Raw genomic sequence first — 11,929 nt, 5'->3', positions numbered from 1 at the left:
GACAATGGCAAGTCGCAAAGTCAAAGCGGCAGCCAAGATCAGAATACCGACCAAAGCCAAGCTGATAATCGCTCTGATTCCAAGACGGATGAAGAAAACGACAAGCAAGCTGTGCAACAAAACAAACCGGATCAAGCAGAAAAACAGCCACAGGACAAAGGTGACTCAGCATCTCAGACTGCCCAAGCACAAGAAGCTGCAAAGGAAGACACTGATAACAACGATCAACAAGCTGCAGCACAAGTATCAGGTAAACCTATGTCGAGCGATCCTGATATGCGTAAGCTTGAGCAAGTCGAGAGTGCTCGCGACCCGAGCCAACTGCTGAAAGCGCAAATGATTCTACAAGCACGACAAAAAAGTGCTCCTAATAACCAAAACAAAAAGTGGTAACCATGCGATTTTTAACCAAGCCATTTTTATCAATGCTACTGACACTGCTAATCGGTGTTTTCTCGTCACATTCTGTATTAGCAGCGACCGCTGTTGCGAGCGTTTCCCAAAACAGTGTGACCAAAGATGAAGTCTTCCTACTTAGAGTGGCGACCAATGAAAAAGTATCGTCCGGTGCTTTAGACCTAACCCCTCTTCAGAAGGATTTCTACGTCAGTACCCCAAGATTTGGGTCGTCGATGCGAATCGTCAATGGCAGCCGCACCGTGTCTAGCGAATGGAATATTACCCTTGCCCCACTTCGATTAGGCCGATTAGATATTCCTAGCTTTGATATTGAAGGCGCAAAAACCCAACCGATCACCATCAACGTTGCGGTTAATAAAGCCGCTCCAAAGCAGAGTGATATGGCCGAGTTTCAACTTAATCTGAGTAAAGATTCGCTGTACCCTCAAGAGGTCGCGGAGCTTGATGTAAAACTCATCATTAAGGCTGATCCTAGAAGACTGCAAGATCCTAAAATTGCGCCACCAAGTTCAGCGAAATTAGACGTAGAACCTATTGGAGAGTCTAAGCAATTTCAAGATGTTATCAACGGACAAGAAGTCACCGTTGTTCAGCAATCTTTCCATATATCGTCACAACAAGCAGGACAATTTCAGCTTCAAGGGCCAAAGTTAACCGGTGCTGTTGTTTACTCAACCAACAACTCAAGCGCAACGCGCCTTTTCCAACTCGACACGCCCGTTGAAACCTTAGATGTCACAGTGAATCCTGTACCAAAAGGCTATCAAGGTGAGTGGTTACCAACATCGAACTTCAAGTTGATTCAGAAATGGTCAGATAGCCAAGGCAACGAGCTGACAGGTAGTAATACTTTAGGTGGCGACAAGCAGAATATTGAGATGGAAGCCGGTGATTCGTTAACTCGTACCATCACAATGACAGCCAGTAACTTGACCCAACACCAGTTACCAAAACTGAACATCACCTACCCTAAATCGGTGCGCGTGTATGAAGAGAAACCGCAATTTGGCACTACCCAATCCGGTAATGCTATCGTTGTTTATAAGCAGGTTCTCATCCCTAAGGAATCTGGAAGCATCTCCCTGCCTGGTGTTTCTCAAACTTGGTTTAACACCGATTCGCAATCACAAAAAACCAGTAAGGCTCTTGGGCTTGAGTTGTCGGTTCAGGCAAGTGATCGCGTAACCTCAAGCACGCCGCCTCCTGTTATTGAAACACCAACTCAGCAAGCCAGCCCGACAATTGTTACCGTTGAAAAACCAGGAATATGGCCTTATCTAACGGCGCTGTTTGCTGCGTTATGGGTAATTAGCTCTGCGGTTGCTTTTTACTTCTGGTCACGCCGCGGTACAGCAGTAAAACCAAAGCAAAAAGATGAACGTCAATCCGACACAGCAGAAGCGCTGATTACCGCGCTGAAAGTGAAAGATGGTGTGAAGACGAGAACTTTGTTCGAACAGTGGAAAACAGAAAATTCAGACTTGAGTGATGAGACGTTAGAAACAATCGAAGCTGAGCTCACCAAGCTAAATCAGAGTCTCTACGCTGAAGCGGGTTCACCAAGTCAGTCATGGGATCCAGCTCTAGCAATCAAAGCGGTTAAGAAACCAAAACGCATCTCGAACAAAACACACAAGAGCACATTAGAAAGGCTTTAATTAACCAGCGTTCTAAGTAAGCAGAAAGCTAGTTAAACAGAAAATCTAAGTAAACAAAAAAGAACGAAGCCGTGATGACCACATTGTGATCATCACGGCTTCAATCGTTTTGAGAGCAGAAAAATAAACGCCAAACTAAATCAGTGGCGTCGCGACCTTTCTTCGCTTTAAAGCAGATACAATTCGATTTCGCCCTGAGTCTTTGGCTTGATACAAGGCTTTGTCGGCCTTGCCATACAGCAGATCAAAATCGAATTGATGCTGGTCTGAGGTTATCGACGCGTACCCGACAGATGCGGTTAAGTATTCGCTAGTGCTACTTTCACAATGAAGGATCTTCGCCTCTTCAATGCATTTTCTGATCGACTCTGCACGCTGTTTAGTTTCAGAGTGATGAGTGCCGATCATCAACAACATAAACTCTTCACCACCAATACGGCAAAAAGTTTCCTTATCGCTATGAACATGAGCATTAAGTATCTTGCCTATAGTGCGCAGAGCAGCGTCACCTTCCGTATGCCCGTAAACCGTGTTGTACAAACCAAAGTGATCAAGGTCAACAAGAATGAGTCCAAACGTGACTTCGTGCTCTGTGGCAAATGCCCCTTGATCATCACAATTGAGATCATCTAAAACCTGCGACAACATACGACGATTTCCAAGGCGTGTCAGAGGGTCAAGCTTAGAGATGATATCCAACTGCTCATTAGCTCGTTCAAGCTCTTGAGTGCGCTTGCTGACCTCTTGCTCAAGCGTTTCATTGAGCTTTTTGAGCTCCTCTTGCGCCATAGTTCTCTGTAGCACCTCCGCTAAACTCGAAGCGAAGATACGTATCACTTCACGCAGTTGTGAGGTTAAAGGGCTGCGAGTTAGCAAATTATCCGCGGCAATAAACGCAATCGGCTCACCCGTATTGGTGGTGAGCATTGTCATTGCCGTCCAACCGACACCCACAATATTGAAATCGTGATAGATAGGCACCGATTCTTCAAAGGCAACTTGATTAGGGCAAGCACGAGCTGCGGCTACGATGTCTCGCTCTACCAGCTCAGAGCGATAATAGGACTCATCGACAATATCGCCTTTTATGTCCGTGCCCCACGTGCCTTGCATGTAACTACAATTTTTATCGGTGAGGAAAACCGCCAGTCGATCGATGCCTAAATGCTGAATCGCAAAGCTCACCGCCGATTTACACACTTCACTGACGCTATCGCAACGAGACAACTCCACCATGCTTGAGTGCAACATCCGTATATTCTGTTCTTGCCGTTTACGAATGTAGATCTGAGAAAGCAGAGAACCAAAGGATTCAAGCATCTGCTTTTGATAATTAGTGATGGGTGAACGGTGAATGTAATTGTCCATTGCGATCCAACCGACGGGTTTATCCCCTTCACGTAAGATCAACATGCCATTCCAACCTTGCCCTACGACCTTGCCTTCGGTGTATAGCGGCGCTTTCTCAATAATAACTAGGTTGATGTGATTGTCAGACAACGCCTCAATGTATTCGGCTTCAAGTTGATGTAAATCGTACTGAGTATGATGCTCGCTGTTAGTTTTTCCCCGCTCATCGGTGCCGTAAGTGCCACTAAAGCAGCGCTTTTTCATATCGAGTAACATGAAGATCGCACGGTCAAAGCCTAGACGGTCGCGCACTGCCTCAACAGAAGCCTTATACAAAGCATCCAAAGAGTCAGGATTAGAAAGCTCTAACGCGACCTGATGGACTAGTTTCATGTTCTCAACAAATAGCTCTCGCAGCTTAATTTCATCAAGGTACTGCGCTTCACGTGTGTCTCTGTATTTTATCTCCAGCGCAGCGTTCTTTTCCGCACGAATACACTGCCAGCGAGCTGCGGCTAGTTGAAGGACATCAAGATCTTGGTCGAACGTTTGGTTGATCTGCTGAGCATTGCAATTTTGAACAATTAAATAAGTTCTGCAGGCAGGCGCGTTGTCTAGCATCATGATGAACGACTCACCACCCAGCACCTCCATGTGTTCCCACTTACAAGTATTGATAGACATTGGAAGCACACCATCTGCGGTATCAAACTGGGAAACCCAAGGCCAAAATGTTGAGGGATACTTGTCGAGGAAGGTTAGCTCACCGCAACAAAACAAGGGTAACGAATCGCCTTCTGGTGTTGGCTCGGCAAATACTCCGATCCCTTTTGGGGCAAGTACCTCAACAAGGTAACCAAAAAGAGATTCTGCCAACAGACGGTGGTCGCGAGTAGCAGATATTTGTTTTGCAAAGGCTTTAACAGGCACAGCTTCCGTCCATTGGCTAATGAGATTGAAGCAAAAATACCGAAGCCTTGATATGCAATCAATGTAACTAAAAATGAGATGTTAAGCGGGTCGCAATTTCACTTTTTACATTATCACAAGCATGAGAAGGACGACAAAAATGGGATTTCCTGCCCAAAATTTCATCGACATTGATACTTTTTTAGCGACATAAAAAAGCCCCACATTAGAGTGGGGCAAAACTTCCATCGCTTATAGTTATAGTGATAATTCTGTCGATCTATTCGATTATCTAACCTGCGTTTCAGTTAGCGTGCTGTCCTTTAAAAAACTAAAACAGCACTGAGTTAATCGAATTAACCAAAGTCACCGTTTACGTAACCTTTAGTACGATCATCTTTTGGTTCGCTGAAGATAACACTCGTTTCGTTGTGCTCTACAAGCTCTCCCATTAGGAAGAAAGCCGTGCGGTCTGAAATACGACGCGCTTGCTGCATTGAGTGCGTTACGATAACGATAGTGAAGTCTTTCTTCAGGTCTTCCATCAATTCTTCAATCTTGTGTGTCGCGATTGGATCAAGTGCCGATGTAGGCTCATCCATCAGGATTACATCCGGTTCCATAGCAATCGTACGAGCGATACATAGACGTTGTTGCTGACCACCAGACAAACCAAATGCGTGTGCTTTAAGACGGTCTTTCACTTCATCCCAAAGTGCCGCACTGCGTAGTGAACTTTCTACTACTTCATCAATGTGTTTCTTGTCTTTGATACCTTGAGCGCGTAAGCCGTAAGCTACATTCTCGTAGATGCTCATTGGGAATGGGTTTGGCTTTTGGAATACCATGCCTACACGAATACGTAGGTCAGCCACATCAATATTGCCGTAGATATTTGTGCCATCCATATCCAGCTTACCTTTGATAGTAACGCCTTCAATTAGGTCATTCATACGGTTCAAACAACGTAGCAGCGTCGATTTGCCACAACCCGATGGGCCAATCAGAGCCGTTACCTGACGCGTTGGAATTGGCAGGTTGATAGATTTAAGCGCTTGGTTGTCGCCGTAAAACAGATCTAGGTTCTCAATATCAAATTTGTTCATATTCGTAATCTCTAAATTCTTAAATTCGTGTCTAACTTGATGCTTTCTTTATCACGGTGGCTCTCTTTATTGTTGAGCCAGCTAATGAGCTTAGTAAGTTGCCGTGTTGAAGCGTCTCGCAATCAGTTTTGTAACCATGTTGATCAAGAGAACCAATACGATTAGGACTGTCGCCGTGCCGTAGGCTTGGTTCCACTCATCGATAGTAAATAGCTCTGTTGTCAGCTTATATAGGTGAACCGTTAGTGTACGGCCAGAATCGAATACCGACTCAGGAACACGTGCCACCATACCTGCTGTTAAAAATACAGGTGCTGATTCGCCAATTACACGACCAATACTAAGAATGACCGAAGTTAAGATACCTGGCATTGCGCTTGGTAAGATCAAACGCCAGATAGTGTAGATTTTTGAAGCGCCAAGGCCGTATGAACCTTCACGATAAGTTTGTGGTACTGACATCAATGCTTCTTCTGTAGTACGAATGATTACAGGAAGAATCAGGATACTTAGTGTTAGTGCACCCGACAGAATCGAGAAGCCAAGACCAAGAATCGAAACAAAGAAGGTCATACCGAACAGACCAAAGATAATCGATGGAATACCCGCTAAAGATTCTGTACAGAAACGAATCACTTTAACCAGTTTACTGCCCACTTTTGCGTATTCGGTTAGGTATATTGCCGTCATAATGCCGAGTGGCGCCGCCACTGCAATCGATGCGATTACCATGTAGATCGTGGCAATGATCATTGGGAAAATACCACGTTCTTCACCGGTTCGAGTGTAGTCGTCGGTGATGAAGTTCCAGTCTACGTATTGCAGGCCATTCGATAGGATGTACCAAATGATCCAGAATAAGAAACCAACGGTGACTGCTGCTGCTGCCCAGATAAAGCCTTTCAAGACATTATCTTTCATTTGACGTGCTTGTTTTAGTTTTACGCGATCCATATTACTTATCCTCGCCTACTTCGTTTTTTCACGATTAAGATAAAGTAGAGCACCATTCAACATCATGATGAATACCAGAAGCACAACGCCGGTTGCGTACAGTGCACTCGCGTGAATACCACTTGCGTAAGACATTTCAATAGCAATATTTGCGGTTAGCGTACGAGCCGAATCCAAAATACCTTCTGGCATTGCTGGCGCATTACCCATCACCATGATGATTGCCATCGTTTCACCCAGTGCACGACCGATACCCAGAATCACACCAGTCATAATGCCTGAACGTGCAGCAGGAACGAGTAACTTAAAAATCGTGTAGATTTTCGAAGCACCCAGTGCAAGTGAACCTTCTTTGTACGTACGAGGTACAGCGCGGATCGAAGTTTCAGAAACCGTAATAACGGTAGGAAGAATCATGATACCCAGAACAATGATACCCGCGAAGATAGTGTTACCCGCTGGTACTTGGAAGATGTTCTGAATCATAGGAACGATGATTACTAGACCGAAGAAGCCGTAAACTACCGACGGGATACCCGCAAGAAGCTCAACTGCTGGTCGAATAATATCGGCAAGACGCTTAGGAGCAATCTCAGCAATAAAAATAGCGGTTAATACACCGACTGGTACACCAACAACTACGGCGCCAAGCGTCGAGACAATCGATGCAACAATCATGGTTGCAACACCGAATAGAGCTGGCGGTAACCAATCCACACCCAGAACGATGCCAGAAACACCGGCCTCTTGGAATGCAGGGATACTCTCTGCAACGATAAAGTAAGCGATAACGGCTAGTGATACGATGCCGATTACAGCACTCGATAAGAACAAGCCGTGGAAGATTCTTTCTCTCCAGTCGATGCGCTTCTTAGCACGTAGACTTGGCTTGTTGATTTGAGTCGCTTCAGTATTCATAAGCTTTTCACTATTTGCGATGGTCATATATAAAATCTCAAACTTTGTGGCTCAACAAGAGCTCGAAATAGACAAAGTTGAAAGAAAAGGCTCAGCCTAAGTTAGGCTGAGCAATAATTAAGTGTTGGTCAGTTAAGATTAGTTAACTGTGATGTAGCCTTTCTTGTCAGCGATAGCTTGAGCTTCATCTGCAACCATCCAATCTAGGAATTGTTGAGTTTCAGCTGTTGGAGCGCCGGCTTTGTAAAGAACTAGGAAAGGACGAGCAACTTTGTAAGAACCGTTCTTTACGTTCTCAACTGATGCTGCTGCGCCGTCGATAGTTAGAGCTTGAACTGTGTTATCTACAGTACCAAGAGAGATGAAGCCGATAGCGTATGGGTTGCTTGCTACAGAAACTTTAAGTGCGCCGTTACCGTTTGCAACTTGTGCACGTTGAGAGATAGCCGATACTTTCTTGTCGCCAATCTTCTTCTTAAGTTTCATGATGTCTTCGAATGCACCACGTGTACCAGATGCAGTATCACGAGTGATTGCTACGATTGGCTTGTCAGCACCACCAACATCTTTCCAGTTAGTGATGTCGCCTTTATAGATTGAAGTGATTTGCTCCGCTGTAAGAGCAGATACTTCGTTGTTCGGGTTAACAACAACTGCGATACCGTCACGAGCGATGACGAGCTCTTTCAGGTCAGCTGTTTTCTCTTCTTCTTTTAGGTCACGAGAAGAGATACCAAGGTCAGCACTTCCATTTTTTGCTGCTTTGATGCCTGCAGAAGAACCTGGTGCTTGAATTTCGATGAACACTGGTTCGCCTTTATTCATGTAGGTTTCTGCAAAAACTTCAACCAGTGGAGAAGCACTGTTAGAGCCAACTACAGAGATAGTTTCTTTAGCTGAAGCTGTATTCACTGTTAGAGCGCCTAGTAGTGCGATTGCACCGATAACTGTCTTTTTCATCACAAATTTCCTTTAGTGGCGTTATTGCCGTAATGTTTTGCTTGAACGAGGCCTACTTTAGAATCCGAATGTGACAGTTGTGTTTCACTTAATTGAAGCCTATATGACAACTACAATTTATTTTCTTGTTTTCCCCCTACCAAATAGCCTTGAAGTAATAAATTGGCCTCATTCATAGGCGCTGAATATTCATTCCAACCTATTTAAGCCAAACCGCTCAATATCTCGCCCCCTGTCATTACCTAATACCGCACAAGGTTCCTCGTTAAATAACCCTATCTTAAAAATGGCTAAAGCCTTGTTTGTACGATAAATAATCAGAATTTATGAAATATCCATCGCATATATAAAAATAGCATCTATTACTGATTGAATTGTCATTCTCAATAGTTAGAATCACTGATTAATAACAATAATAACAATTGCTTCTGCTCATTTACTTATTCATAGAAGGACAATACATGCGCCAACTTTTCAGTGGCTTATCAATCAAAATACAAATTCTGATTCCAGTACTCTTTTCCGTCGTACTACTTTTGACGGGTGTCATTATCGGTGGTGACAAACTGGAAAATGCTTTTAAAGATGTATCAACAGCAACAGATCAGCTGATTCTACATAAAGAAGAGCTTAGCGAAATCGTCGACAACAGCTACGGCATGCGCATCAAAGCAATCTATAGCTTATTTAATCCTGACGACGTCAAAACGCTTGTCGAAACGCTAAATCAAAAACGCGACCAAAATACTCGCCTACTGAACTCGCTTGATACCGTACCAGGCATGCAAGATGAAGTAGCCGCAATGAGCAAGGCGATGAATCACTACGTTGACTTTTCTCGCACCACCATGCTTCCTCTATTAAGAGCGAAACACGGCGATGCATCACTCGCTTCAGATTTTGATAACCGCTACCAGATTGCAATCGACCAATACCGTCACGCGGGTAATGAAATGGTGCAGGCTATCAACCTCCTTTCAAAGCAACTAAACCGTATTGCCACTCAAGAAGTGGACATCAATGGCCAACAGCACACCAGCACACTCAATACCGCGACTATTGCGCTGTTAGTGATTCTTTCAATCGCATTAGTCATCAGTTGGACGCTGGCTGGCATCATTGTTAAGCCGCTTAGCAATATCCAAGAAACCATGCGCGAAGTAGCAAAAGGTAACCTGCTAGTAAAAGCCGAAGAACATGGCGACAACGAAATATCTCGCCTTGCCCAAGACGTAAACAAATCTGTTGAGCAATTGCGTGACACGGTAAGCTCACTGTCTCGAATCAGCATCGAAGTGGCTTCTGCGTCTACAGAACTAGCCGCAGTGATGACGCAATCAAGTGCTAACTCAGATCAAGAGAAGCAAGAAGTGGAGCAAGTTGCTTCCGCCGTGAACCAACTTGAGAGCACAGCAGCACACGTTAACGAGAATGCGGTACAAGCCGATTCAGCTTCCAAGCAAGCCGACGAAATGGCAACACACAGCATGAGCTTGTTTAACGAGAGCAACCAAGCTAATGAGCAAATGGCGATTCAGCTGAGCGAAGCGGCAAACGTTGTAGGCACGCTAAAAGAGCACTCTGAACAGATTGGTAAAGTGATTGAGGTGATTCAAAGTATCTCTGAACAAACTAACCTACTTGCGCTTAACGCAGCAATTGAAGCCGCTCGTGCAGGTGAGAGTGGCCGTGGTTTCGCAGTTGTAGCCGATGAAGTTCGAATGCTGGCTGCTCGTACGCAAGATTCAACCAAAGAAATCCAAGCAATTATCGAAGGTTTGCAGGTTCAATCGGGCAACGCCAATGAGAGCATGAGCAGTTCACTGTCTATGTTAGAGCACAACCAAACGCTCTCGGGCGAGGTAAGCGCAGCCCTTTCTGGTATTGCGAACTCGGTAACCGACATGACTGAAATTAACACTCAGGTTGCCTCTGCCGCAGAAGAGCAAAGCCAAGTGACTGCAGACATCAACCGCAATATCTCCAACATATACAGCCTAGTAAGCCAAAACGTAACCGGCATTACCCAAGCTGCAGCAGCAAGCCACGAGCTATCTAACCTAGCAGAGCAACAGAAGCAGCAGTTGGATTACTTTAAGGTATAGAGTTTAAGGTGTAGGCTTGAAGGTCTAAGGTCTAAGGTCTAAGACTTAAGTTAAGACCTATATACCAGAACCTAAAAGGCCGTGGAAAACCACGGCCTTTTTATTTACGCATTAAGAACTAAATCATTCTGCAACTAATAAGACGCTAAATTTATATTGTGCGGCGTTGTACTGGTAAACCTCGCCATTAATCGAATCAAACGTCATCACGCTCTGTCCATCACTTGCAGGAGTTGAACTCCATATATAAACGGCTAAGTTTCCAGCTTCAACGTTAAAAGTATCACCAAACACCTTGTGACTCATTGCTGGAGAGTGGCAAGCCACTTCTTTTAGTGACACTAACTCTTTGATGTTTGGCATGCGCCACTCTTTTTCACCACCGAACTGATGCAACGCATGACTGCCACTTTGATCATTGATTGATTCAACCATAGAGAGAGCACTCTGCCAGTGATACGTTTCAGCAGGCCCACTACAAGCTAATGTCTTCGTATCCCAAGTTTTACCCAGTTGGCAACGCATCCAAGTTAACCCTGTCAGTTCATCGCTAAACGTCCCATTATCATTCGCAACATAACGCGTGCTCGGAGCCGATTTTTCCATATCTAAACTGCACTCTTGTGCCATTGCACCCGCAGAAAACAGAGCCATTAAAGTGATGGAGAGTAAATTTTTCATGTCTATTTACCTTGTAGTGAAACTAAGCGAACTGGGAATTGGTACGAGTCATAATTATCTGAAGAATCGACATCACCTGAATAGATCTCTATAGAACCAACAACCCCTCTATCTGAGCCCTGGGTTCCAATCTCGTTATAATAGAAGCCACCTTCAACAGCAGTGTTTGTATATTGACTATAAGTAATGGATTGTGTCCATACCGAGCCAGTGTAAGTCGTATAGTCAATACCAAGGGTTTGATGTGGGAAGTACTTATAAGTTAAACCATAAACTTCACCATCCGAGTTGGTTTCGGTCTCACCGAAGTCGAGCACGTTGTAGAATTCATTGAACGTTGGCAAGCGCCAATCTGACTTGCCGCATAAGTTCATTGCATTGATATGTTCAACGTAATCTTGAGTGGTACATATCGCATCACCTTTCGTTTTACACGTCGCTAAATCAACATCTTGATCGTAAGGCGTTACTCGTCCAGGTAGCTCAAGCGCTAATATGCGATCTTTATGTTGAATAGAGCTTTCATCATCCGTTTTCGATTCCCAAATCAAGCCACTGCGTTGATCCAAAACACAAGACCACTCCGCTGCATCATCAGCAAGCACCTGACCACTTGAATCTAACTTTGCGAACTGGAAACCATTACCGGTATTGGCATTCAGCTCTGTTTTATCAAAGCCGTATTCTGCATCTTGACCTGGGAATGAACTCTGTGGATCAACGACATTTTGTGTGTCATCAATAGGCTTTGTTGCGTAATTCAATGGAACTAAATCAAGAACCTACGATCTGATCAGCTACCTCCACCCTCTCTCGTAGCCCTATGCCTAAGCCTCGTTACAAAACAACCAACTGGAAGCAATACAAC

Annotated in this window: 8 protein-coding genes and 2 pseudogenes; 3 read left to right on the top strand and 7 right to left on the bottom strand. The window is 44.5% G+C overall.

The genetic code is table 11. The features are described 5' to 3' along the window. Positions 1-393 (top strand): annotated as a pseudogene (locus tag H5300_RS23250) (hypothetical protein); the annotation flags it as partial. A gap of 2 nt (positions 394-395) precedes the next feature. Then, the gene (locus H5300_RS23245; RefSeq protein WP_182797009.1) at positions 396-2,078 is read left to right on the top strand and encodes a BatD family protein; all 1,683 of its coding nucleotides are present in this window, start codon (positions 396-398) and stop codon (positions 2,076-2,078) included. A 135-nt stretch (positions 2,079-2,213) separates the two neighbouring features. Here the strand turns inward: H5300_RS23245 and H5300_RS23240 are convergent, their stop codons facing one another. The 5 genes from H5300_RS23240 to H5300_RS23220 form a co-directional block, all read right to left on the bottom strand. Next, entirely contained in the window at positions 2,214-4,358 is a 2,145-nt protein-coding gene (locus H5300_RS23240) for a GGDEF domain-containing protein (RefSeq protein ID WP_182797008.1), read from the bottom strand. A 335-nt stretch (positions 4,359-4,693) separates the two neighbouring features. Continuing rightward, a complete protein-coding gene (gene pstB, locus H5300_RS23235) occupies positions 4,694-5,443 on the bottom strand; it encodes a phosphate ABC transporter ATP-binding protein PstB (RefSeq protein WP_004732036.1) in 750 nt (249 codons plus the stop codon). Between the two features lie 90 nt (positions 5,444-5,533). Then, positions 5,534-6,397, bottom strand: a complete 864-nt coding sequence (gene pstA, locus H5300_RS23230; protein WP_004732038.1) for a phosphate ABC transporter permease PstA — start codon at positions 6,395-6,397, stop codon at positions 5,534-5,536. Positions 6,398-6,412: 15 nt separating this feature from the next. Then, positions 6,413-7,342 carry a phosphate ABC transporter permease subunit PstC gene (gene pstC, locus H5300_RS23225; protein WP_004732040.1) on the bottom strand — a complete coding sequence of 310 codons (930 nt, stop codon included), beginning with the start codon at positions 7,340-7,342 and terminating at the stop codon, positions 6,413-6,415. Between the two features lie 111 nt (positions 7,343-7,453). Next, positions 7,454-8,275, bottom strand: a complete 822-nt coding sequence (locus tag H5300_RS23220; protein ID WP_004732042.1) for a phosphate ABC transporter substrate-binding protein — start codon at positions 8,273-8,275, stop codon at positions 7,454-7,456. Between the two features lie 461 nt (positions 8,276-8,736). Here H5300_RS23220 and H5300_RS23215 point away from each other — a divergent pair, with 461 nt between their 5' ends. Then, the gene (locus H5300_RS23215; RefSeq protein ID WP_182797007.1) at positions 8,737-10,380 is read left to right on the top strand and encodes a methyl-accepting chemotaxis protein; all 1,644 of its coding nucleotides are present in this window, start codon (positions 8,737-8,739) and stop codon (positions 10,378-10,380) included. 123 nt (positions 10,381-10,503) lie between these two features. On the opposite strand, the gene H5300_RS23210 is transcribed toward H5300_RS23215, so the two are convergent. Beyond that, positions 10,504-11,061, bottom strand: coding sequence for a DUF1566 domain-containing protein (locus tag H5300_RS23210; RefSeq protein ID WP_017081844.1), 558 nt, complete (start codon positions 11,059-11,061; stop codon positions 10,504-10,506). 2 nt (positions 11,062-11,063) lie between these two features. Further along, positions 11,064-11,804, bottom strand: a pseudogene (locus H5300_RS23205) (DUF1566 domain-containing protein); the annotation flags it as partial. Between the last annotated feature and the right edge of the window lie 125 nt (positions 11,805-11,929).

The sequence above is a fragment of the Vibrio sp. SG41-7 genome, from assembly GCF_014164465.1.
GTDB lineage: Bacteria > Pseudomonadota > Gammaproteobacteria > Enterobacterales > Vibrionaceae > Vibrio > Vibrio splendidus.
Note: the sequence above shows the minus strand (reverse complement) of the source record. Positions and strands in the feature narration are given on the sequence as shown.

Excerpts from the sequence above, each read along its gene's own strand:
- H5300_RS23215 (WP_182797007.1), top strand. The coding sequence starts at position 8,737 with ATGCGCCAACTTTTCAGTGGCTTATCAATCAAAATACAAATTCTGATT.
- pstB (WP_004732036.1), bottom strand. The coding sequence starts at position 5,443 with ATGAACAAATTTGATATTGAGAACCTAGATCTGTTTTACGGCGACAAC.
- H5300_RS23220 (WP_004732042.1), bottom strand. The coding sequence starts at position 8,275 with ATGAAAAAGACAGTTATCGGTGCAATCGCACTACTAGGCGCTCTAACA.
- H5300_RS23245 (WP_182797009.1), top strand. The coding sequence starts at position 396 with ATGCGATTTTTAACCAAGCCATTTTTATCAATGCTACTGACACTGCTA.
- pstA (WP_004732038.1), bottom strand. The coding sequence starts at position 6,397 with ATGGATCGCGTAAAACTAAAACAAGCACGTCAAATGAAAGATAATGTC.
- pstC (WP_004732040.1), bottom strand. The coding sequence starts at position 7,342 with ATGACCATCGCAAATAGTGAAAAGCTTATGAATACTGAAGCGACTCAA.
- H5300_RS23210 (WP_017081844.1), bottom strand. The coding sequence starts at position 11,061 with ATGAAAAATTTACTCTCCATCACTTTAATGGCTCTGTTTTCTGCGGGT.